26 protein-coding genes are annotated in these 23,040 nt (G+C 58.3%); 2 read left to right on the top strand and 24 right to left on the bottom strand.

Annotated elements, in window-relative coordinates; translation table 11 throughout:
- Positions 1-103: 103 nt before the first annotated feature.
- From nuoG to ACR0NE_RS12990, 21 genes are all read right to left on the bottom strand, one after another.
- On the bottom strand, positions 104-2,125 hold the full coding sequence (gene nuoG / locus ACR0NE_RS13090; RefSeq protein WP_170597063.1) for an NADH-quinone oxidoreductase subunit NuoG: 2,022 nt from the start codon (positions 2,123-2,125) through the stop codon (positions 104-106).
- Positions 2,126-2,127: 2 nt separating this feature from the next.
- Complete coding sequence (locus tag ACR0NE_RS13085) at positions 2,128-2,532, bottom strand: DUF5333 domain-containing protein (RefSeq protein ID WP_170424103.1); 405 nt, start codon at positions 2,530-2,532, stop codon at positions 2,128-2,130.
- A gap of 98 nt (positions 2,533-2,630) precedes the next feature.
- A complete protein-coding gene (locus ACR0NE_RS13080) occupies positions 2,631-2,987 on the bottom strand; it encodes a hypothetical protein (RefSeq protein ID WP_480438780.1) in 357 nt (118 codons plus the stop codon).
- Positions 2,988-3,066: 79 nt separating this feature from the next.
- Positions 3,067-3,570: a DUF3291 domain-containing protein gene (locus ACR0NE_RS13075; RefSeq protein ID WP_170403991.1), complete on the bottom strand. Its 504-nt coding sequence runs from the start codon at positions 3,568-3,570 to the stop codon at positions 3,067-3,069.
- Positions 3,567-3,983: an MAPEG family protein gene (locus ACR0NE_RS13070; RefSeq protein WP_170597061.1), complete on the bottom strand. Its 417-nt coding sequence runs from the start codon at positions 3,981-3,983 to the stop codon at positions 3,567-3,569. The genes ACR0NE_RS13075 and ACR0NE_RS13070 overlap by 4 nt, the downstream gene beginning before the upstream one ends.
- A gap of 5 nt (positions 3,984-3,988) precedes the next feature.
- Positions 3,989-5,287 carry an NADH-quinone oxidoreductase subunit NuoF gene (nuoF, locus tag ACR0NE_RS13065; RefSeq protein ID WP_170397053.1) on the bottom strand — a complete coding sequence of 433 codons (1,299 nt, stop codon included), beginning with the start codon at positions 5,285-5,287 and terminating at the stop codon, positions 3,989-3,991.
- Between the two features lie 7 nt (positions 5,288-5,294).
- A complete protein-coding gene (locus ACR0NE_RS13060; protein WP_170397749.1) occupies positions 5,295-5,522 on the bottom strand; it encodes a DUF5337 domain-containing protein in 228 nt (75 codons plus the stop codon).
- 30 nt (positions 5,523-5,552) lie between these two features.
- A complete protein-coding gene (gene nuoE / locus ACR0NE_RS13055; RefSeq protein ID WP_170597060.1) occupies positions 5,553-6,653 on the bottom strand; it encodes an NADH-quinone oxidoreductase subunit NuoE in 1,101 nt (366 codons plus the stop codon).
- Complete coding sequence (locus ACR0NE_RS13050; RefSeq protein ID WP_170597059.1) at positions 6,653-7,876, bottom strand: NADH-quinone oxidoreductase subunit D; 1,224 nt, start codon at positions 7,874-7,876, stop codon at positions 6,653-6,655. Before ACR0NE_RS13050 ends, nuoE begins: the two co-directional genes overlap by 1 nt.
- Positions 7,876-8,001, bottom strand: coding sequence for a hypothetical protein (locus ACR0NE_RS13045; RefSeq protein ID WP_010442774.1), 126 nt, complete (start codon positions 7,999-8,001; stop codon positions 7,876-7,878). The genes ACR0NE_RS13050 and ACR0NE_RS13045 overlap by 1 nt, the downstream gene beginning before the upstream one ends.
- Positions 8,001-8,174, bottom strand: a complete 174-nt coding sequence (locus tag ACR0NE_RS13040; protein ID WP_170397057.1) for a hypothetical protein — start codon at positions 8,172-8,174, stop codon at positions 8,001-8,003. The genes ACR0NE_RS13045 and ACR0NE_RS13040 overlap by 1 nt, the downstream gene beginning before the upstream one ends.
- A gap of 3 nt (positions 8,175-8,177) precedes the next feature.
- The gene (locus ACR0NE_RS13035; RefSeq protein ID WP_170597058.1) at positions 8,178-8,780 is read right to left on the bottom strand and encodes an NADH-quinone oxidoreductase subunit C; all 603 of its coding nucleotides are present in this window, start codon (positions 8,778-8,780) and stop codon (positions 8,178-8,180) included.
- A 12-nt stretch (positions 8,781-8,792) separates the two neighbouring features.
- Entirely contained in the window at positions 8,793-9,326 is a 534-nt protein-coding gene (locus ACR0NE_RS13030; RefSeq protein WP_010442777.1) for a NuoB/complex I 20 kDa subunit family protein, read from the bottom strand.
- Positions 9,317-9,682, bottom strand: a complete 366-nt coding sequence (locus tag ACR0NE_RS13025) for an NADH-quinone oxidoreductase subunit A (RefSeq protein WP_010442778.1) — start codon at positions 9,680-9,682, stop codon at positions 9,317-9,319. The genes ACR0NE_RS13030 and ACR0NE_RS13025 overlap by 10 nt, the downstream gene beginning before the upstream one ends.
- Positions 9,683-9,864: 182 nt before the next feature.
- Positions 9,865-10,647, bottom strand: a complete 783-nt coding sequence (locus ACR0NE_RS13020; protein WP_170597057.1) for a crotonase/enoyl-CoA hydratase family protein — start codon at positions 10,645-10,647, stop codon at positions 9,865-9,867.
- Between the two features lie 3 nt (positions 10,648-10,650).
- Entirely contained in the window at positions 10,651-11,505 is an 855-nt protein-coding gene (locus ACR0NE_RS13015) for a hydroxymethylglutaryl-CoA lyase (RefSeq protein ID WP_170597056.1), read from the bottom strand.
- 79 nt (positions 11,506-11,584) lie between these two features.
- A complete protein-coding gene (locus ACR0NE_RS13010) occupies positions 11,585-13,513 on the bottom strand; it encodes an acetyl-CoA carboxylase biotin carboxylase subunit (protein ID WP_170597055.1) in 1,929 nt (642 codons plus the stop codon).
- 3 nt (positions 13,514-13,516) lie between these two features.
- Positions 13,517-13,942 (bottom strand): ASCH domain-containing protein, encoded by a 426-nt coding sequence (locus ACR0NE_RS13005; RefSeq protein WP_170597054.1) that lies wholly within the window; start codon positions 13,940-13,942, stop codon positions 13,517-13,519.
- A 1-nt stretch (position 13,943) separates the two neighbouring features.
- Positions 13,944-15,551 carry a carboxyl transferase domain-containing protein gene (locus tag ACR0NE_RS13000; RefSeq protein WP_170597053.1) on the bottom strand — a complete coding sequence of 536 codons (1,608 nt, stop codon included), beginning with the start codon at positions 15,549-15,551 and terminating at the stop codon, positions 13,944-13,946.
- Positions 15,548-16,012, bottom strand: a complete 465-nt coding sequence (locus ACR0NE_RS12995; protein ID WP_170597052.1) for a lysozyme inhibitor LprI family protein — start codon at positions 16,010-16,012, stop codon at positions 15,548-15,550. Before ACR0NE_RS12995 ends, ACR0NE_RS13000 begins: the two co-directional genes overlap by 4 nt.
- Positions 16,009-17,535 (bottom strand): AMP-binding protein, encoded by a 1,527-nt coding sequence (locus tag ACR0NE_RS12990; protein ID WP_170597051.1) that lies wholly within the window; start codon positions 17,533-17,535, stop codon positions 16,009-16,011. The genes ACR0NE_RS12995 and ACR0NE_RS12990 overlap by 4 nt, the downstream gene beginning before the upstream one ends.
- A gap of 136 nt (positions 17,536-17,671) precedes the next feature.
- Between ACR0NE_RS12990 and ACR0NE_RS12985 the strand changes: the two genes are divergently transcribed.
- Positions 17,672-18,277, top strand: a complete 606-nt coding sequence (locus ACR0NE_RS12985) for an OmpW family outer membrane protein (protein ID WP_170597050.1) — start codon at positions 17,672-17,674, stop codon at positions 18,275-18,277.
- A gap of 47 nt (positions 18,278-18,324) precedes the next feature.
- On the opposite strand, the gene ACR0NE_RS12980 is transcribed toward ACR0NE_RS12985, so the two are convergent.
- The 3 genes from ACR0NE_RS12980 to ACR0NE_RS12970 all read right to left on the bottom strand — a co-directional run bounded on the left by ACR0NE_RS12980 (position 18,325) and on the right by ACR0NE_RS12970 (position 21,553).
- Complete coding sequence (locus ACR0NE_RS12980) at positions 18,325-19,488, bottom strand: isovaleryl-CoA dehydrogenase (protein ID WP_170397077.1); 1,164 nt, start codon at positions 19,486-19,488, stop codon at positions 18,325-18,327.
- A gap of 163 nt (positions 19,489-19,651) precedes the next feature.
- Positions 19,652-20,842 (bottom strand): aminotransferase class I/II-fold pyridoxal phosphate-dependent enzyme, encoded by a 1,191-nt coding sequence (locus ACR0NE_RS12975; protein ID WP_170597049.1) that lies wholly within the window; start codon positions 20,840-20,842, stop codon positions 19,652-19,654.
- A gap of 39 nt (positions 20,843-20,881) precedes the next feature.
- The gene (locus tag ACR0NE_RS12970) at positions 20,882-21,553 is read right to left on the bottom strand and encodes an HAD-IA family hydrolase (protein ID WP_170424133.1); all 672 of its coding nucleotides are present in this window, start codon (positions 21,551-21,553) and stop codon (positions 20,882-20,884) included.
- 134 nt (positions 21,554-21,687) lie between these two features.
- Here ACR0NE_RS12970 and glmU point away from each other — a divergent pair, with 134 nt between their 5' ends.
- A complete protein-coding gene (gene glmU / locus ACR0NE_RS12965; RefSeq protein ID WP_170597048.1) occupies positions 21,688-23,040 on the top strand; it encodes a bifunctional UDP-N-acetylglucosamine diphosphorylase/glucosamine-1-phosphate N-acetyltransferase GlmU in 1,353 nt (450 codons plus the stop codon).

The following is a 23,040-nucleotide window of genomic DNA, read 5'->3' as shown; positions in this document are numbered from 1 at the left end:
GCCGTCTGTACGCCACCCTTAATCTTCAATTTCACACGCAAATCCGGCGCGGCTATCTGCCACCCGGGCACCGCGTACGTCTGCGATATGAAACGTTTCTGGTTCATTCAGCCGCAATCTTCTCAGTCTTGCGGGTCTGCGCCTGTGCCGATAGTTCGGCCATCAATTGGGAGGCGCGGGCAATCGGGTTGGTCAGGTAGAAATCCTTGATTGCATTGCGGAAGCTGGCTTCACCCAATTTTCCGGCTTGTAGCGCCGCTGCTTCATTCTCAATCACCTCATCAATGCGCGCCAGATGCGGAACAGATTCGAGCAAGGAGGTGCGCAATTGAGCCAATGTATCGTAGGGCAGAGTAGCCCCCAGCTCGGCAGACAACGCCCTTAGGATTGCCCAGTTTTCCTTGGCCTCTCCCGGTGCAAAGCCTGCGCGCATGGCGAGTTGAGGACGCCCTTCGGTGTTCACGAACAGACCGTTTTCTTCTGTGTAAGCCGCCCCCGGCAGGATCACATCTGCGCGGTGCGCGCCTCGATCGCCGTGACTGCCCTGATAGATCACAAAAGCACCCTCGCCGATCTCGACTTCGTCAGCACCGAGGTTATAGATCACATCGGCCGCGTTGACCGCCTCCATGCCACCTTCGTTGGTTGCATCCACATCCATCGCACCTACGCGCGATGCCGCGGTGTGCAGAACGATCAGCCCACTTTCGGTATTGCTTGCAATGGCTTGCGCGGCGGCCAGAACGGCAGAGCCATCGGCCTCCTGCAGCGCGCCTTGCCCGACGATGACAAGAGAGCGCTTGCTCTTGATCTCATCATCACCACCCATATCAACGATGGTCTGCAGCGCGGCACGGTCGCTGCCTACATGGTGATACTCATAGGTCAGATCGACGGCAGGCCCGACCAGGGCCACCTCGGCGCCGTGTGCCCAGGCCTTGCGGATACGAGCATTCAAAACCGGAGCCTCGTCACGCGGGTTGGTCCCGATCAACAGGATACGTTCAGCCGCATCAATATCTTCGATTGCCGCGGTCCCGGCATAGGCTGCTCGGTTACCCGCAGGCAGTTTGGCGCCGTCGGTGCGGCACTCAACGATACCGCCTTGCCCTTCGATCATTTGTTTCAGCGCATAGATGGCCTCAACCGGAGCCAGATCACCTACGATCCCAGCCGGTTTCTCGGCCCCCTTAAGAACCTCAGCAGCTTTGTTCAGTGCCTCTGGCCATGTGGCAGGACGCAGCTTGCCGTTTTCCCGCACATAAGGCCTGTCCAGTCGCTGACGCCTTAAGCCGTCCCAGACAAAGCGGGTCTTGTCGCTGATCCATTCCTCGTTCACACCGTCATGGTTGCGCGGCAGAAAGCGCATCACTTCACGCCCTTTGGTATCTACGCGGATGCTTGAGCCCAAAGCATCCATCACGTCGATACTCTCGGTTTTGTTCAGTTCCCAAGGGCGCGCGGTGAAGGCATATGGCTTCGAGGTCAACGCCCCTACCGGGCACAGATCGATGATGTTGCCCTGCAGGTTCGAATCCAGCGTCTGGTTCAGGTACGAGGTGATCTCGGCATCCTCGCCCCGCCCGGTCTGCCCCATCTGGGTGATCCCGGCGACCTCTGTGGTAAAGCGCACGCAACGGGTACAACTGATGCAGCGAGTCATCGCGGTGCCAACCAGCGGACCAAGGTCCAAATCATCCACGGCACGCTTGGCTTCTTTGAAGCGCGTGCCTGACAGACCATAGGCCATGGCCTGATCCTGCAAGTCACACTCGCCGCCCTGATCGCAGATCGGGCAATCCAGCGGGTGGTTGATCAGCAGAAACTCCATCACCCCTTCGCGGGCCTTCTTGACCATGGGCGAGTTCGTCTTGACCACCGGTGCCTGCCCTTCGGGACCCGGACGCAGATCGCGCACCTGCATCGCGCAGGAGGCCGCCGGTTTCGGCGGGCCGCCCACGACCTCGACCAGACACATCCGGCAGTTCCCGGCAATCGACAGACGCTCGTGATAGCAAAAGCGCGGCACTTCGACCCCGGCCTGCTCGCAGGCCTGGATCAGTGTCATCGCGCCATCGACTTCGATTTCCTGCCCGTCGATATTGACTTTGCGGAGGTCAGACATCGCTAGTTCGCCCTCAAATACACGCCGATGGCGCTGTTTCTTTCAATCTCTTTCCGCCCCAACGTGCAGAAAGAATTGGGATTTTCATAAGACACGCCGTTTTGGGTCAGATATGCCTCACCCTTGGCACGCATCCTGTCTTTCTCGGCATCCGAGTCCACATAGGCGCGGATTTCCTTGTCCGAATATCCCAGTTTGTTCGCCTTGGACCGCAGATCCCACATCACCCCAATCGCCTTAAGTCGACGCCCGCTGATCGACGGACAGTACTCCGAAATCTCATTTGCGATCGCGATGTAGTAGAGTTCGTTGTCGATCTCTTTGACATCCCTCAAGGGTGGTTTGGCTTCGGCCATTACAGGCATCGAAATCGCGCAAATCGCGGCCAGAAGTCGTACAACAGTCATGACATTTCCTTTCGTCTTGGGATTCCCAAGACGGCGGTCAGCCGGGCTGCTATGCAATAGCAGCCCATGGGTTTTGCCGTGATATGCGATACGGTGGCTCATGGTCGCTGACAGCTTCCGGCATACGTCAGCTTATCGTTTTCGATCCGTAGATTTTGCGGCTCGGTCTCCGGCCCAACCTTCCATACAATTCTGGACGATCCAAAATTCTGAATGCAGAATTTTGTCGCCTCATAGCGGCCCGCTTCGCGTGCGCCTTCCAATGACTGCGAAACGCCATTCACAGTCACAGTGAAATCGGTAGGTGTCGTCTTCTTATCCACGTGTTTAGCGTTGGCGTTGAAGAAAATGCCGTCAAACGCCACGCGGGTCGCCCTCGATTTCGCTGTACCGCAGGCAGATACAAGTAAGCTTCCCACCAATACCATTGTCATTACGAATACGCGCTTCGCCATCATGACCACTCCTGTTTCGTGGCTGGCGCTTGTGGCATCCGCTGATGCGCAGGAGAAAGCGTATGAAACAACATCCCGTTCACTCCGCCGCGACCTGTACGCAACGATTGTCGCGCCACTTGCTGGCCTGTTTCAATTCTGCCCACCCAAAGGCATGCTCGCTGGGTCCTTCCGAGCGCAGCTTTTCCAGACGATCCAGCGCTTCGGCCAAACTGGGGCAATGCCCTTCCCGCACCCACCACATGACAAAATGTTGTTCGCCAAGGATTTCGAACCACTCTTGCCGACGCTCGTAGAACTGTTTGTGGATAGTCCCCCAAACAAATTTCTCAAGGCTGGCGACGTCTTCCCAAACCGTCAGGTTCGCGACGAATTGCGGATCATCCCCGATGCTGTTTTCGGTGTTGCCTGTTCCCGGTTCTCCGGACCCTTCCATCATCCAGACAAAGCCGGACATCCGCTTGCCAAGCCCGTTGACGCGATCCAGGTTGGCCATGAATTCAGCCACGCGCGGATCGTCTGTTGGCGCCAACAAACGGCCGACATTCAACTCGGCCAGATGATATCCTTCGGGCTGGATCAAAACGCGGCCACCAAAGCAATAAGGCCAAGAATGAACATGCAGGCCCATCCAACCACATAAGCAACAGACCGGACCCCGCTATGCGGCTTGCCGATCCCGCGCAGGTGAATCACCAACATAACAACCCGCGCCAGCAGCGCTACTGAGGCCAGCAGGTTCACCCAGAACGGGCTGGACCCCAACAGGATCGCCGCGACTGTAACAGTCAAAAAGGCAGGCAGAGTTTCAGTGCCGTTCAGATAAGCGCGGTTCAAACGATAGGCCCTGTCCGAATAATCCTGATCCGGAGTGGCCCCCGGTGCCAGCCCCTTGCCCGCTTTTGCAAGCGCCGAGAACGGCGACATGAACAGAACGATCAGGGTAAAGATCACCAAAGCGGCGATCGCGTGGGAATATTCGGCATAGACTTCCATCGACTTTACTCCGCTGCCATCGCACCCATGCGGCCCGATTTCTGGGCCTTGATGCGGTCCTCTATTTCTTCTCGGAAATTGCGGATCAGACCTTGGATCGGCCAGGCCGCCGCATCGCCAAGGGCGCAGATCGTGTGGCCTTCAACCTGTTTGGTGACATCAAACAGCATGTCGATCTCTTCCAGTTCGGCTTCACCGCGTACAAGACGATCCATCACGCGCATCATCCAACCAGTGCCTTCACGACATGGCGTACACTGGCCGCAACTTTCGTGCTTGTAGAACTTCGACAACCGCCAGATTGCCTTGATGATGTCGGTGGACCTGTCCATCACGATGACCGCTGCCGTGCCCAGACCCGAACCCAGTTCTCCGCGCAGATAGTCAAAATCCATGATCGCGTCGCGCATGTTCTCACCGCGCACGCATGGCACCGAAGACCCGCCGGGTATTACCGCCAGCAGATTGTCCCAGCCGCCACGAATGCCGCCGCAATGGGTTTCAATCAGCTCTTCGAAGGAGATCGACATCGCCTCTTCGACGACACAGGGGTTGTTCACATGGCCCGAGATCGCAAACAGCTTGGTGCCCGCGTTGTTCTGACGGCCAAAGCCTGCGAACCAGTCGGCACCACGCCGCAGAATCGTGGGCACAACGGCAATCGATTCCACATTGTTCACCGTGGTCGGGCAGCCATAAAGACCCGCACCCGCCGGAAACGGAGGCTTCATGCGCGGCATACCCTTCTTGCCCTCAAGGCTTTCGATCAGAGCAGTTTCCTCGCCGCAGATATAAGCCCCAGCGCCGTGATGCAGGAACAGGTCGAAATCCCAGCCGGAACCAGCAGCATTCTTCCCGAGCAGACCCGCGTCATAGGCTTCGTCAATCGCCGCCTGCAGAGCCTCACGCTCGCGGATGTATTCGCCGCGCAGGTAGATGTAGCAAGTATTCGCGTTCATTGCGAAAGACGCGATCAGGCACCCCTCGATCAGCGTGTGCGGATCATGACGCATAATCTCGCGGTCTTTGCACGTCCCGGGTTCGGATTCATCCGCGTTCACCACCAGATAAGCCGGGCGACCATCGCTTTCTTTGGGCATGAAAGACCATTTCAGACCGGTCGGGAAACCCGCACCACCACGGCCGCGCAGACCTGAATCCTTCATCGTCTGGATGATCCAGTCACGGCCCTTTTCAATCAGGCCAGCGGTGCCGTCCCAATGCCCCCGGGCCTGCGCGCCTTTCAAAGTGCGCTCGTGCATCCCGTAGATGTTGGTAAAGATCCTGTCCTGATCCTTCAGCATCGCTCAGTTACCTTTGGCTGTCCTGACGCATGCGCCAGAGTTGAAAAATGTTGACGCCCGCATAGATGAAACCTGCCAGAGCGGCAAAATCAAACAGCAGCGCATAGCGCGCGGTCAAGCCCAGCGCCGGGCCGATGAACAAATTCATGGCCAGCCAAATCACCATCGTCACGGCGATGACGATGCCGATATGTCGGCCCTTGCGGGCTATGGCCAGTTCCTTGTCTTTATCCATCTCGTCCTGATGCCCCAAACGGGCACCCATCTAGTCCTCGTAAGTGCCGTCTTCCTTGGCACGTTTGGCGAAATCGGTCTCTTCACCTGAAGCCAATTTCGCGGCTTGTTCGATCCACCCGTCCCGCTCGATCCGGCCTTTGAATTTCAGCCGTGCATCCACCCAGGCCACTTGCTCGGGTGTCCATGCAGCGATCTGGTCATAGTGGTAAAAGCCCAACTCGTTCAGAGTCTCTTCCAGCTTCGGACCTACGCCCTTCAGCATCTTCAGATCATCGGGCTTGCCATCGCGCGCACTGCTCAGCGTTTCCGGCTGATCCTCTTTCGCTGCTTTCGCCTCAGCGGCTTGTTTCACCGCTGGCTTCGCCGAGGCTGGCGCTTTGGGCGGCTTCGGCGCAGCTTTTGTAGCAGCAGCCTTGCCATCCTTGCCCAGCCACGGCGTCAGGATCGGAACTTCGGTTCCGTCGATGCGCTTGACCGTATCGCCCAGATCGCTCGCAAGCTGAACACTTGCGTTATACTGCGTTCTGCCGCTGTCATACTCCGTCAGGCTGGTCAGCCCCTTCAGAGGTTCCGCCGCATAGCGCCCGTTCTGAGGACCCGGAGTCGGCACTTTGCCCGCCACCAGATCATCGAGAATCTTGCCAAAGCTCTCGGTCGTCAGATCTTCGTAGTAATCCTTACCGATCTGCGCCATCGGGGCATTGGTGCAAGATCCGAGGCATTCCACCTCTTCCCAGCTCAGCTTGCCATCAGCAGACAGTTCATGCGGTTTCGCGGCAATCTTTTCCTTGCAAACCGCAATCAGGTCCTCGGCCCCGCAAATCATGCAGGACGTCGTGCCACAGACCTGAATATGCGCAACCGAACCAACCGGCTGCAGTTGGAACATGAAGTAGAACGAGGCAACCTCAAGAACGCGGATATAGGCCATACCAAGCATGTCGGCGACGGATTCGATCGCCGGACGGCTCAGCCATCCCTCCTGCTCCTGCGCGCGCCACAGCAGCGGGATGACCGCACTGGCCTGACGCCCCTCGGGATATTTGGTTATTTGCGCTTCGGCCCATTGCTGGTTAGCAGCGGTGAAGGCGAAGCTTTCGGGTTGTTCGGCGTGAAGACGGCGGAGCATTAGCGGTCAATCTCTCCAAATACGACGTCCATGGTGCCGATAATCGCGGCGACGTCGGCCAGTTGATGGCCTCCGGCGACGTGGTCCATGGCTTGCAAGTGCAGGAACCCCGGCGCGCGGAGTTTGGCGCGGTAGGGTTTGTTAGTGCCGTCGGCGACCAGATAAACGCCAAACTCGCCCTTGGGGGCCTCGACGGCGGCGTAGACTTCGCCCGCGGGGACGTGGAAGCCTTCGGTATAAAGCTTGAAGTGATGGATCAGGCTTTCCATCGAGGTCTTCATGTCCGAGCGTTTCGGCGGGGTGATCTTGCCACGCGCCAGCACGTCTCCGGGGCAATCGCGGATTTTGGCGATAGCCTGGCGGATGATCAGCAGCGACTGGCGCATCTCTTCCATGCGAACCAGATAGCGGTCATAGCAGTCGCCGTTCTTGCCAACCGGAATCTGGAATTCGAACTCGTCATAGCATTCATAAGGCTGCGCACGACGCAGGTCCCATGCGAGGCCAGACCCGCGCACCATCACGCCCGAGAAGCCGTATTTCTGAATGTCATCCTCGGTTACGACGCCGATATCGGCGTTGCGCTGTTTGAAGATGCGGTTTTCGGTCAGCAGTCCGTCAATGTCGTCCAGAACGGCAGGGAATTCATGGCTCCACGCTTCGATATCGTCCAGCAGTTCGGGTGGCAGATCTTGGTGGACACCGCCGGGGCGGAAATAGGCGGCGTGCAGGCGGGCACCACAGGCACGCTCATAGAACACCATCAGCTTTTCACGCTCTTCAAAACCCCACAGAGGCGGGGTCAGCGCGCCAACGTCCATGGCCTGAGTGGTCACGTTCAGCAGGTGGTTAAGAACACGACCGATCTCGGAATAGAGGACCCGGATCAGAGAGCCGCGACGCGGCACTTCAACCCCGGTCAGTTTTTCGATGGCCAGACACCACGCATGCTCCTGGTTCATCGGTGCCACGTAATCAAGACGGTCGAAATACGGCAGGTTCTGCAGATACGTCCGGCTTTCCATCAGCTTTTCGGTGCCACGGTGCAGCAGGCCGATATGCGGGTCGCAGCGTTCGACGATCTCGCCGTCCAGCTCTAGCACAAGACGCAAAACCCCGTGCGCCGCAGGGTGTTGCGGGCCGAAGTTGATGTTGAAGTTGCGGATCTTCTGTTCTCCGCTCAGCGCGTCCGTGCTGCCGTCATCGTATCTTGAGCCGTCCATCAACGCCCTCGTTTCTTCTTCGCTTCGGCCCGTACCCGGACCTTTTCCGCCTCAGCTGCCTTGGCAGCGGCCCCAGCCAACAGAACCCCAAGCGCCCCCAACGCAATCAGTTCCCCCAGACCCATCAACGGCGCTCCATCTCTTGCAGTTTCATGGCCATGATCCAAATCAGGATCAGCGTTCCAATCGGGATGACGCAGGCTACGACCCAGTATTTCTCGATCCCGAAATGCGGTAGCAGCTTCAGCATCGGGATAATCGTGGCAACCGTAACGGCAATCCAGATCAGGAACTCCATGACTTACGACTCCTGTTTTTCATCCCCCGGAAGAATGTAGTTCGCACCTTCCCACGGGGACATGAAATCAAATTGACGGTATTCCTGAACCAATGAGACCGGTTCGTAGACCACGCGCTTTTGCGCTTCGTCATAGCGGACTTCAGTATAGCCAGTGGTCGGGAAATCCTTGCGCAGCGGATAGCCGCGGAAACCATAATCCGTAAGGATGCGTCGCAAGTCTGGATGACCCGAGAACAGGATGCCGAACATGTCGAACACCTCGCGCTCGAACCAATTGGCAGAGGGGTGCACGTCCACGATTGAAGGCACCATGTCATCTTCTCGGATCGAGACTCGCAAGCGAATGCGCTGGTTCTGATACATTGACAGGAAGTGGTAGACCACATCGAACCGCTTGGCCCGTTCGGGGTAGTCGACGCCGGTGATGTCAACCAGGGTCGAGAACTGGCAGGTCCGCTCACTTTTGAGAAACTCAATGAATTCCACCAGATTCGAAGGAGCCACATCGACGTTCAGCTCGCCATGGGTCACATCCCAGGCCAGAACGCAATCTGTACGTTTCAGCTCCAACTGAGCGCCGAGTTCTTTGAGTGCTTCGCTCATCTACCCTCTCCCTCAGCGTACGATGGTGCCGGTTCGGCGGATTTTGCGTTGCAGCTGCATCAGTCCATACAACAACGCCTCAGCGGTTGGAGGGCAGCCGGGCACGTAGATATCCACCGGAACAACCCGGTCACAGCCACGAACGACAGAATAAGAATAGTGATAGTACCCACCGCCATTCGCGCAGGAGCCCATCGAGATCACATAGCGCGGCTCGGGCATCTGGTCATAAACCTTGCGCAGCGCCGGGGCCATCTTGTTGGTCAGCGTTCCAGCGACGATCATCACATCAGACTGGCGCGGAGACGCACGAGGCGCGATGCCGAACCGTTCCGCGTCATATCGTGGCATCGACGTGTGCATCATCTCAACCGCGCAGCAGGCCAGACCAAAGGTCATCCAGTGCAAGCTACCGGTACGGGCCCAGTTGATGATGTCTTCGGTCGAGGTCAACAGGAAACCTTTGTCCTGCAGTTCCGCATTCAGGGCCTGGGTGGCGACTTCCTTGTCGACGCCGGCGGTGTTTGCGCCCGTCATCACTCCCATTCCAGGGCCCCTTTCTTCCATTCATAGGCAAAGCCGATGGTCAGCACCGCCAGGAACACCATCATCGACCAGAACCCAACATCGCTGATGTCTTTGAAGCCAACGGCCCAGGGGAACAGGAAGGCGATTTCCAGATCGAAGATGATGAAGAGAATCGCGACCAGATAGAATCGGACATCAAACTTCATTCGCGCATCGTCGAAGGCGTTGAAACCACATTCATAGGCGCTGACCTTTTCGGGGTCGGGATTGCGGACAGCCAGGACCACAGCAGCCAGAATCAGTACGATTCCAAGGCCTACGGCAACGGCCAGAAACACCAGAATCGGGAGGTACTCCCGCAGCAGGTCTTCCACGTATAGCTCCTTTCCTGCGCAAGTCCCGAAAGGGTGCGCCGTCAATTGGCGATTTGACTGGACATTCTCTATCCCTGTGGGGTCAGAGGGTCAACCGAACAGAAACGCGCAGGTCGGCATTGTTACAATCATCCAGCGGGCTATTGCGGAGAATACTTCTGGAACAAAGTGATCGGCTAAACCTAACTATTCCATGCAGGTTTTCGTTTGTCGAAAAAGGCGCCGATTCCCTCTTGCGCCTCATCAGTTTCCCAACGCGCGACAAGCTGTCGAATGGTGTGGTCAATCACCGCGTCATCAATTCGCGGCCCAAGTGACTGGATCAGCTGCTTGGCCGAAGACACCGCACCGGGTGCACAGGACAGATAGGGAAGCACTTCAGCTTCGACCGCGTCGGCCAACGCCACAGCGGGCACCGCGCGGGTCAACAGGCCCAGTTCGACCGCTTCCGCCGCTTCGAACAGGCGGGCAGACATAAAGACGCGCCGCGAACGTGCTTCGCCCATTCGGGCAATGACATAGGGTCCAATCGTCGCCGGGATCAGGCCAAGCCGCGTTTCGGTTAGACCCATCTTCAGGCTTTCCACGCCGATCGCCACATCGCAGACCGAGGCCATCCCAACACCACCACCAAACGCGTTTCCCTGCAACGCGCCGATCAAGGGTTTGGGCAGCGTATTTAAGGCATTCAGCATCTCAGCCAGCTTGCGCGCTTCGGCAAAACGCGTCTCGGGATCGGCAGCCATCTGCGCCTGCATCCAACCCAGATCGCCCCCGGCGCAAAAGCTCTTGCCCGAGGCGGCCAGAACCACCACCCGCACCGCATCATCATTTGCCAATTGCCCAGCGGCCTGGGTTAGCTCTGCAATCATCTGCGCCGACAGTGCGTTGTGCTTCTCGGGTCGATCCAGCGTCAGAGTGGCCACGCCACGCGCGTCTGTGTTCAGCGTAATGGTCTCGAACATGTCTTATTCCGCCCGCATTGCCCGCGCCATGCGCGCCGCCTGTTCCAGAACCGGCACATCCAGACCGGTCTCATATCCCAACCGTTCCAGATGTGCGGCCACAGCTTCGGTTGCGACATTACCGGCCGCACCCGGCGCATAAGGGCAACCACCCAGCCCGCCCACGGAGGTATCAAATACCCGCACACCCAAGGCAAGCGAAGCGTCTATGTTGTCGATTGCCCGCCCGTTGGTGTCATGAAAATGTCCTGCAAGCCGGGTAACCGGCACTCGTTCGCGCACGGCCAGCAGCATATGAGCAATCTTGTCCGGCGTTCCCTGCCCAATCGTGTCCCCTAGCGATATCTCATAGCAGCCATGGGCAAACAGCGCGTCCGCCACCTCGGCCACCTTCTCGGGTGGGGTCGAGCCGTCATAGGGACAGTCGGTCACGCACGAGACATAGCCCCGGACGGGCAGATCAATATGTCGTGCCGCTTCGAGAATGGGCACAAACCGTTCGATGGATTCGGCAATCGTCGCGTTTATGTTCGCTTTCGAGAACCCCTCGGACGCCGAAGCAAACACCGCGATCTCATCTGCCTTGGCTGCCAACGCGTCCTCATACCCGCGCATATTCGGCGCCAGCGCAGCGTACCGCACGCCTTCGGTCCGTGTGATTCCAGCCATAACTTCACCGCTGCCCGCCATTTGCGGGACCCATTTCGGTGAGACAAAACTGGCAACTTCGATCCGGTTGAAACCGGCCCGGCTGAGGCAATCGACCAAGGCGACCTTCTCGGCCACCGGGATCTCGCGCTGTTCGTTCTGCAGGCCGTCGCGTGGCCCGACCTCGAATATTTCGACCCGTTCTTTCATCAGCGCATCCCTTCCCGGTTTCTTATCGTTTCAATTGCGGATGGCCCGACTTTGCCACGCAATCCGCGGGCCGAACAGATCAATCCTCGGCCAACCGAACCAACGCTGCACCGGCCTCGACCTGTGCCCCCGCCTCGGCCAGCACTTCCGCGACCACCCCATCTCGGGCGGCCAACAAAGAATGCTCCATCTTCATGGCTTCCAGAATGGCCAGCCGGTCGCCCTCTTTCACCGCTTGCCCTGCTGCGGCAAAGACGGCCTTGACCAAACCGGGCATCGGCGCCTCGATCACGTTGGTGTCGCCCGCCGCACTTGCATCGCGATCCAGAGGATCGATAACGTCAAACACCTGCCCGTAGTCGTCGAACACGGTGACCTGAGATCCTGCGATGGCGACGTTGGGCATTGGCTTTCCGTCAATAATCCAACCGCCATTTCGCTGCGCAATCACCTGCGCGCCGTTAACAGTCCAAACCTGCCGATGCGGGTTTTCAACCTGCACGTCCAAATCAATGACCTCTCCGTCGCGCATTAGCTGCACAGCCCGGAGCAATGCCCCCCAAAGGGTGAAGCCTGTCTCAGAGGCAGTCTCTATCAGGCCCAGCGCCGTCATCGCCGCAGCCACCGTTGACGCATGACCTGAATCAGCGACCTCTACCAGAGCCTCAAGATCGCGCCCGATCAGCCCGGTATCCACGTCGCCCGACGCAAACCCGCTGTGCCGCGTCAGAGCACCAAGGAAGGCGAGATTTGTGACAGTCCCGGCGACCTCGGTCTGGCGCAAGGTCCGGTGGAGATTTTCCAAAGCGACCGCGCGTGTCGGGCCATGCACCACGACCTTGGCGATCATAGGGTCGTACCATGGGCTGATCGTATCCCCGGCGCGCACGCCACTGTCGGCACGGCAGCCTTCCGGGAACTGTAGATGAGTCAGCGTACCCGTCGCAGGCAGAAAGCCTTTGGGCACATCTTCGGCATAAAGTCTCGCCTCAAAGGAATGCCCGCGGATCGACAAATCGCCCTGCCGCTTCGGCAGGCTTTCACCCGCTGCTACGCGCAACTGCCATTCGACCAGATCAACGCCGGTAATGGCCTCGGTCACCGGGTGCTCGACTTGCAGGCGCGTGTTCATCTCCATGAACCAGAACCGATCCGGGCGCAGCCCGTCCGAGGCATCGACGATGAACTCAACCGTCCCTGCACCCTTGTAGCCAATCGCCTCAGCCGCACGCACGCCCGCCTGCCCCATCGCCTCACGCATCTCGGCTGTCATTCCAGGGGCTGGGGCCTCTTCGATCACTTTCTGATGTCGCCGCTGCAACGAGCAGTCGCGTTCAAACAGATGCACCGCATGGGTGCCATCGCCGAACACCTGCACCTCGATATGGCGGGGCTTGGCGACGAATTTCTCGACAAGTACAGCATCGTTACCGAACGCCGTCTTTGCCTCACCGCGCGCGCTGTCCAATGCAGCCGAGAACTCCTCGGGCGCCTCGACCAGCCGCATCCCCTTGCCGCCACCACCCGCAACGGCCTTGATCAAAACGGGATAACCGATTGTGTCTGCCGCGCCAGCCAGATGTTCAGGGTCCTGATTTTCGCCATGATAGCCGGGGACGACGGGAACTCCTGCGTCCTCCATCAATACCTTGGCTGCATCCTTAAGGCCCATCTTGCGGATCGCGTCCGCCGATGGCCCGATGAAGGTCAGACCTGCAGCCTCGACTGCATCCACAAAATCCGGGTTTTCGGACAAGAACCCATAACCAGGATGGATCGCCTGCGCTCCTGTATCCAGCGCCGCCTGAATGATCACATCACCCTTCAGATAGCTTTCGGCTGGGGCCGCGCCACCAATATGCACCGCTTCATCCGCCATTTGCGCATGCTTGGCCGATGCATCAGCATGCGAATACACAGCCACACAAGATACGCCCATCTTCTGAGCAGTTTCCATGACCCGGCAGGCGATCTCGCCGCGGTTGGCAATCAGGATTTTGTTAAACATAGCTTACCCCTTAACCGCCAGATCTTCGACAAGGCGGAAGCGTTCGCACAGCAATTCCATCTTGGGATCGAACCCGCCATTGCGTTCGAAATACCGGCGATGATCCTCGCGCCATCCCTCAAGCGTTTCATTCTCACCCTCGGCCAACGCAAAGTCTTCGGTCACATCGCAATATCGGCAGGTCGAGACCTCGATAGTTTCGATCACCAAAGCCGGGCGATCATCCCATTCCAGTGCAATATCCTGCCGCCCAACGACCGGGGTATCAGCACTGCCTTCTGGGTAGTCTCGCAAAGCACCACATGTCGCCGTTTTTCGGCCTGATCTTACCAACGCCAGCAGCTCGGCGCTTAGCGATGCGCTGTCTCCAAACTTGAAGGTCTGCGCGCCCGGGTAGCGGGCCATTACTTCATTCAATGAAACGCTCATCTTACATCCTGAACACGCCGAAACGTGTCTCCTCGATCGGGGCGTTTAGTGCGGCGCTCAGCGACAAGGCCAGCACGTCGCGGCTTTTGCGCGGGTCGATGATGCCGTCATCCCAGAGCCGGGCCGAGGCATAAAGCGGGTGAGATTGTTCCTCGAACATGTCCAGCGTCGGGCGTTTGAATTCAGCCTCTTCATCGGCGGACCACGTACCGCCCTGCCGATCAATCCCGTCGCGTTTGACAGTCGCTAGGACACCTGCAGCTTGCTCGCCCCCCATCACTGAGATACGCGAATTCGGCCAAGTCCACAGGAACCGAGGCTGATAGGCGCGTCCTGCCATGCCGTAGTTTCCAGCTCCGAAGGACCCTCCGACAAGCATTGTGATCTTTGGAACGCTCGTCGTCGCCACCGCCGTCACCATCTTGGCCCCGTGCCGCGCGATGCCTTCGTTTTCATATTTCCGACCAACCATGAAGCCGGTGATGTTCTGCAGGAAGACCAGCGGGGTTTTGCGCTGCGAGCACAGTTCGACAAAATGCGCACCCTTCTGCGCGGCCTCAGAAAACAACACACCGTTGTTGGCAATGATCCCGACCGGGCAGCCTTTGACATGGGCAAAACCGGTCACCAGCGTCTCACCAAATCGCGGTTTGAACTCGTCGAACCGAGAGCCATCGACCAGCCGCGCAATCACCTCGCGGATGTCATAGGGCGTCCGCAGATCGGCCGGAACTACGCCCAAAATTTCCTCGGGATCATAGGCAGGCTCTTCCGGTGTTTCGAACTGTAGGCTAGGCTTCAGCCCGGCACCCCCCAACGACCCGACGGCCCGCCGAGCCAGGGCCAACGCATGCGCATCGTCCTCGGCCAGATAATCCGCCACGCCGGACAGGCGCGTATGCACATCGCCGCCACCCAGATCTTCGGCTGTCACAACCTCCCCCGTCGCGGCCTTGACCAAAGGCGGTCCGGCCAAAAAAATCGTCCCCTGCTCTTTCACGATGATCGTCACGTCGGACATCGCCGGAACGTAAGCCCCGCCCGCCGTACACGACCCCATTACAACGGCGATCTGAGCAATCCCCTTCGCGCTCATCCGCGCCTGATTATAGAAGATGCGGCCAAAGTGATCGCGGTCGGGGAAAACCTCATCCTGATTGGGCAGGTTCGCACCGCCACTGTCGACCAGATAGATGCAGGGCAGATGATTTTCCTCGGCAATCTCCTGCGCGCGGAGGTGTTTCTTGACCGTCATCGGATAATAGGTGCCGCCCTTTACTGTGGCGTCATTGCACACCACCATGACCTCGCGCCCCTGTACCCGGCCAATCCCGGCGATCACCCCAGCACAGGGCGCGGCATCCCCATACATCCCATGCGCCGCCGTCGCGCCGATTTCCAAGAACGGAGAACCCGGATCGAGCAGGTTCGCCACCCGACGACGCGGCAGCATCTTGCCCCGCGATTCATGCCGCGTCCGCGATTTTTCACCGCCACCCATGCGGGCCGCTTCGGCGGCATCCGCAATATGTGCCAGCGCATCCAGATGTGCGGCTCGGTTCGCCTTAAACCCCTCAGAGGTTGGTATGGCTTTGGATTTTATTTTCATTCCATCTTCCCCAAGTCGCGCAATTCCACAGCGCGTTCAGCGGTTTCGGTCAGCAGGCAATTTGCGGCAACAATCGAGCGTATCGTTCCATCAGACCATATGCCGTAGGCCAGAGCACATTCAGCATCCCGAAACCCGATCCATGCGCGTTGAGCATCTCGCAACTGGTCCGAAAGTTCGGGACTTTGTTCAGCCAGTTCTGCTCGACGCAGTTTATACTGTTCGTTTAGAAATGAATCCCAAATTTGGGTTTCGGCTTGAATACACTCGGCGATGCCAAGGGTTGTTTCATTTCCCGGTATCGTTTGGCAGGCATTGGCAGCTGCGCCGAGACATGATGACATACTATCGCCCTGCTGCGTCTGAGAAAAACATTGTTGAATATACGACTGGTCTACCCAAGCGCCCTGAGCGGAAACAAGCGATGGTACTAGCGTCGCAGCAAGTGCAATTCGCATCATGTAATTGCCTCCCCTGCAGCCCGCGCCTTCAATTCCTTCCGGATCACCTTTCCCGTGACCGTCATCGGCAACTCTTCCAGAAACGACACCTCACGCGGATAGGAATACTGCGCCAAACGGTCCTTAACCCAGTCCTGCAACTCAGCGCCCGACGCCTCAGCCCCCGGCTTCAATACCACATAGGCCTTCACGATCTCGGTCCGCAGCTCATCGGGCTTGCCGACCACGCCCACCGTTGCCACTGACGGGTGGGTCAGCAGGCAATCCTCGATCTCAGCCGGGCCAATCCGGTATCCTGCCGAGGTGATCACGTCATCATCGCGACCGACAAAGCGCAAATAGTCCCCTTCCCACACGCCACGGTCACCGGTGATCAGCCAATCACCTCGGAATTTCTCAGCCGTTGCTTGCGGATTATTCCAGTATTCCAGCAGCATTGAGGCCGAACCGCGCCGGATGGCAACATCGCCTTCCTCCGTCGTCGGTTGGCCATGATCGTCAATTACCGCCACCTCATGACCCGGCACCGGTTTACCGATACAGCCGGGGCGAACGGGGAAGTCCTCGGCGCAGGAGGATACGACCATGTTACACTCGGTCTGGCCATAAAACTCGTTGATCGTCAGACCAAACGCCTGCTGGCCCCAAGCCAACATCTCAGCGCCCAAAGGCTCGCCCCCAGACGCCACCGACCGCAATCCCGGTATCGACTGATCCGCAGCTTTGAGCATCCGTAAAGCCGTCGGCGGAAAGAAGACGTTCCGCACCCCTGCCCGCGCGATCACATCGGCGCAGGCCTGTGGGGTGAATTTGTCCAACCGCGTGGCGACCACCGGAACGCCCAGCGCAAGCCCGGGCATCAGAACGTCGAACAAGCCGCCGATCCACGCCCAGTCTGCTGGCGTCCACAGGCAATCCCCTTCACGCAGGTGGTTGTGGCTGATCGAGACGCCCGGCAGGTGGCCCAGCAGCACACGATGACCATGCAGCGCACCCTTGGGGCTGCCAGTAGTGCCGGACGTGTAGATTAGGACTGCCGGATCCTCGGGGCCGGTATCAGCAAAGGGCACCGGTTGCCCTTCCTGCCTAATCTCATCAACCAAAAGCGGTTGGGCCAATTCACCCAGTAACGCAGACCCTTCCGCATCGGTCAATACGATCCGCGCACCTGCATCTCTGACGCGCGATGCCAGCGCATCGTGTTTGAACAGCTTGAACAACGGCACCGAAATCGCGCCGATCTTCCAGATCGCCAGATGCGCGGCGGCACACCACGGCGACTGGCTGAGCAAGACGCCAACCCGGTCCCCTGGCTGGACCCGAGCTATCAACGCGCGAGCGATGCCATCAACCATAAACTCCAGTTCGCCAAGTGTTACCACGCTCGGATCGCCCCGGGTCAGGTCCAGCAAAGCAACCCGATCGGATTGTTGCGACAGGCATTGCTGCGCCATGTTCAGCCGATCAGAAATCGCCCAGCTTTGGTCGCCGCGCAAACCCGGTATGCGCTCAGCGGGATGCATGCTGATTTTCCCTTATTTCATTAGCGGTTGCAGCTAGCCTCCCCGATTCAGCAATTTCCGGAGTTTGATGCAGATCAGAGCATTTCTGCGCCGCGGCATCCAAAACATCGGCATCAACGCAAGCAAAGGCACGAATATGACAAAGAAACTCGCCGCTTTGACCCTTTCTACCGCACTTGTCGCTCTGGCTGCCCCAGCCTTCGCCCAATCCCAGGGCGATTGGACTGTCGGTGTTGGTGTCGGCTATCTGGACCCCAAATCCGACAATGGAACTCTGGCCGGGTTCGACGCCGAAATCGACTCGGACACCCGTCCGATTTTCACCGTCGAATACTTCGTTCAGGACAATCTCGGGATCGAGCTCTTGGCCTCGACCCCCTACAAGCATGACGTCACTCTCGGTGGCAGCGTTGACGCGGGCAGCGTCAAGCATCTTCCGCCTACTCTGTCGCTGAACTATCACTTCCCGACCAATAGCGCGTGGAAGCCCTATGTCGGCGCCGGTCTGAACTACACCATCTTCTTCGAGGAAGACTCGCCTTTGGGCGATCTCGATCTGGACAACTCCTTCGGCGTTTCTCTGCAGGCCGGTCTGGATTACATGGTCACGGAAAAAGGCGCGGTGCGTCTGAACGTGCGCTGGTTCGACATCGACTCGGACGTCAAACTTGACGGCAACAACATCGGCACCGCCGAAATCGACCCGTTCCTGATTGGCCTGTCCTACGTTCATCGTTTCTGATCCAATCGCAAAAAGCCCCGTGGTTCAATGAACTGCGGGGTTTTCCGTCACAACATCTCGTTCATCATTTCGCGCCCAATCAGCATGCGGCGGATTTCGCTGGTGCCCGCGCCGATCTCCATCAGCTTTGCATCTCGGAAAATCCGGCTGACCGGCGAATCCGACAGGAATCCGGCACCACCCAACGCCTGAACGGCTTGATGCGCCTGCACCATCGCCTGTTCCGAGGCATATAGGCAGCACGCTGCAGCATCCTGACGGGTTACATCCCCGCGGTCGCATGCCTTGGCAACTTCGTAGACATAGGCCCGCGCCGAATTCATGGCTGTGTACATATCCGCGATCTTGCCTTGCATGAGCTGGAAGCTCCCGATCGGTTTTCCGAACTGCTTACGCTCGGCCAGATAGGGCATCACTTCATCCAAGCAGGCGGCCATGATCCCGGTTCCAATTCCCGCAAGAACCACACGCTCATAGTCCAGACCGGACATCAGAACGGCTACACCCCGCCCTTCTTCGCCCAGAACATTCTCGAACGGCACTTCAACATCTTCAAAGATCAACTCAGCGGTGTTCGAGCCGCGCATGCCAAGCTTGTCGAAATGAGGCGAAGTCGAAAACCCGGTCATCTCTTTCTCGATCAGAAAAGCCGTGATCCCCTTTGACCCGGCGTCCGGATCGGTCTTGGCATAGACGACCAGAGTGTCTGCATCCGGCCCGTTAGTGATCCAGTATTTGTTGCCATTCAGCCGATAGTGATCGTTTCGCTTTTCTGCACGTAGCTTCATGGAAACCACATCCGACCCAGCCGAGGGCTCGGACATAGCCAACGCCCCGACATGCTCACCCGAAATCAGACGGGGCAGATATTTTTTCTTCTGCTCATCCGTTCCGTTCAGCTTGATCTGGTTCACGCACAAGTTCGAATGCGCCCCATATGATAAAGATACCGAGGCCGAGGCGCGCGCCACTTCCTCAACTGCCACCGTATGCGCCAGATAGGACATACCGGCCCCGCCATATTCTTCAGGGACTGTGACGCCCAACAAACCAAGCTCACCCATCTCTTTCCACAGCTCATTCGGAAAGGCATTGGACGCGTCGATCTCGGCCGCCATCGGCTTGACCCGTTCCTGAGCCCAGCGGTGCACCATCTCACGCAGGGCGTTCACGTCCTCGCCCAGATCGAATTGCATTGTGGCCATAAACATGCAGGGCTCCTCCGATTGCATTAATGAACAAGCGTTCAATAATCAGATAGCAGCGTTTCCTCCTCTGGTCAATGACGACACGCAGGCCAACGCAAAACGCCGCCCGGTAAGCGGCGGCGTTTTCAGATAAATCGAGCGTGCGCTGAAAGCGCACTCCGCTGGACTATGATTGATAGACAGCGCTGACTTCAGCCCGGATAATGCGCGCAATTTGGGCACAATCTTCCAGCGAAAAGGTCAGTGGAACGCGCATATCCATGATCCCTGCCAATATCCGATCACTGACCGGCATCGGGGCGCTGTCGGCATAACGCCAACTGTCATAGCGTGAGGTAAAGCCCGACGGTTCAGCCCCCCCGAACCACTTCAGTTCGACCCCGCGCGCGGCGCAACGCTGGATTACCTCGGCAATGCGCGCGGGCGTCCAGTCCAGCAACAGGAATTGTATCGATGAACCGACATAGGTCTCAGCATCAGGCCGCTCCACCATCGTCAAACCCGGCGTTTCACGCAGGCCATGCTCAATCTCAACATAACGTTCATTCCAACGCTGCACCTGCCGATCAAGATCACGCAACTGCGGACGTAAGATCGCTGCACGCAAATTATCCATCCGACCCGAGACATTGGGGGTTGTGTACTTGATCTGCTCGAACACCTCCGGCCCAGGCGCGGCCAGATGGCGTTCATAAAGCATGTAAGACCCGGACAACATCGTAGCCTTGGCGGCCAGTTCCGGATCATCCGTGATCAGCAACCCGCCCTCGCCCGAATTGACATGTTTATAGGTCTGGCACGAGTAACATCCGATGGCCCCCTGCCGCCCAGACAGCTGCCCGCGCCAGGCGGCACCCATGGTATGGGCGCAATCTTCGATCACGATCACACCCGCCGCATCACACATCTGCATCAGGCGATCCATATCGCACAGATGCCCTCGCATGTGACTAAGCATTAGTACTTTCGCCTGATCCAGCTTGGCCTCAAGATCATCCAGATCGATGGTCAGGGCTTCGGTCACACCAACAAAGACCGGCTTTGCCCCAACCGACACGATCGCCCCGGGCACCGGGGCCAGAGTGAACGCGTTGGTCAAAACCGGATCGCCCGGCTTAACCCCCACCGCCCGCAGAGCTGTGGCCAGAGCGTAGCCACCCGACGAGACCGCCAGACAGTATTTCGCTCCCATCTGGGCGGCGAATTCCTGCTCCAACAAAGCCGTCTCGCTCAACTCGCCAGGGGCAACATTGTAGCGGTGCAAACGACCATGGCGCAAAACGGCCAAGGCGGCCTCGATCGCCTCTTCGGGAATGGGTTCTTGCTGGGTGAAATTACCTGTGAATGTCTCAGTCATGAATCCGTTTTTATGCTGAGTGTTAAGCGGGTCAAGGGATCAGGCCGCCGCTCCGATCAAATCGGAGACCAGTTTCGGTAAATCATCAAAATGATGCAACAACGCCTCGGGCTCCAGCGCAGCCATCTCATCGCCCGACGGGCCGAATGTCACCAGTACCGACGGCACTCCCGCAGCCCGCGCCGTATTTCGGTCGGTATCTGAGTCGCCGATCAATACGCAGTGGTCAGGGTGCCCTCCGGCGCGACGCGCTGCTTCGCGTAACGGTTCAGGGTCGGGTTTCCGCACCGGTAATGTGTCTGCACCGATCAGTGAAGCAAAGTGATCACGGACACCCATCCGGGTCAGCAGCAAATCAGCCAGGCCTTCGGGCTTGTTGGTGCAAATCCCCACGCCATAACCTGCATCTTTCAGTGCTTCGACGGCTTCAAGCGCACCGGGATAGAAATAGGTATGCGTATCGATCGCCTGCCCATAGACGTCCAAAAAGACCGGATAATAGGCTTCAACAACGTCCGCGTCATAGGCGCCGACCCGCTTCAATCCATGGGACAACATCAAGCGTGCACCGCGTACCGATACCGCCGCATCAAGCTCGGGCGACAGAACATCCCCATGACCCATCTCGCGAAAACAATGGTTTGCAGCGGCCAGCAAATCACCAGATGTATCCGCCAAAGTTCCATCCAGATCAAAGATTACCGTTCGCATGCTCACCTCCTGAACCGGCGGGTTTCCGCCATGTCGTGTTGCAAACGGCAATCTTCTTTGATGGCTGAACCGCTTGCGCCTTTGCCCACAGCGGATAAAACGGGCGGCGACAAAACAAAAGAGAAAACGATTTCATGAGCACTGCCCTTGTCATTCTTGCCGCCGGAAAAGGCACAAGGATGAACTCTGATATTCCCAAAGTCCTGCATCCGATCGCTCAGGCCCCAATGCTGGTTCACGCCATGCGCGCCGGTGCTGTCCTGTCGCCCGAGCGCACGGTGATTGTTACCGGCCACGGTGCGGAAGCAGTCGCGCGTGTGGCTGAAGCCGAAGATGAAAACGCCAGCATTGCGGTGCAGGAAGAACAACTTGGCACCGCCCACGCTGTTGCGCAGGCGCGTGCAGCGCTGGAGGGCTTTCAGGGGGATGTGGTCGTCCTCTATGGTGATACCCCGTTTCTACAGCCCGACACCCTGCAGCGGATGATCGAAGCGCGCGCAAAAAACGATCTGGTCATTCTTGGATTCGAAGCTGCAGACCCCGCCCGTTATGGCCGCCTTGTGATGAACGGAAACGCCCTAGAGCGGATCGTCGAGTTCAAGGATGCCACAGATGAAGAGCGCACTATAACCTTCTGTAACTCTGGTCTTTTGGCATGTGATGCTGAAACTTTGTTCTCGCTGATCGATGCCGTTGGAAATGACAATGCCTCAGGTGAATACTACCTGACCGACGTAGTCGAGATCGCCCGCAGCCAAGGGCTGTCCGTAACTGCGGTTGCCTGCGACGAAGCTCAGACGCTGGGCATCAATTCGCGCACTGACCTGGCGGCGGCTGATGCGGTGTTTCAGGTGCAAGCACGGTCTGCATTGCTGGATCTGGGGGTCACTCTGATGGCCCCTGAAACCGTGTATCTGGCCGCAGATACCGTAATTGGCCGCGACACTGTCATTGAACCCAATGTGGTTTTCGGCCCCGGAGTGACCGTGGAAAGCGGCGCAACGATCCGGGCGTTTTCACATCTCGAAGGCTGCCATGTCAGCCGAGGTTCGGTGGTCGGACCCTATGCCCGGCTGCGCCCGGGTACAGAGCTGGCTGAAAACGCCAAAATTGGCAACTTTGTCGAGATCAAGAACGCCGAAATCGCCGAAGGCGCTAAGGTGAATCACCTCAGCTATATTGGCGATGCCTCAGTCGGGGCGGCGACAAATATTGGTGCGGGAACCATCACCTGCAACTATGACGGCGTGATGAAGCATAAAACGACCATCGGGGAAAACGTGTTCATCGGATCGAACACGATGCTGGTGGCCCCGGTCACTCTGGGTGATGGCTCAATGACCGCCACGGGGACCGTAGTGACCAAGGATATTGAGCCAGACGCACTAGCCGTGGCGCGTTCTAAGCAGGAAAACAAACCCGGCTATGCGCGTAAATTGTTTGAAATGTTGAAGGCGAAGAAGGCTCGCCGCGACAAAGGAGCCTGA

It is taken from the genome of Ruegeria sp. C9 (genome assembly GCF_056537585.1).
Note: the sequence above shows the minus strand (reverse complement) of the source record. Positions and strands in the feature narration are given on the sequence as shown.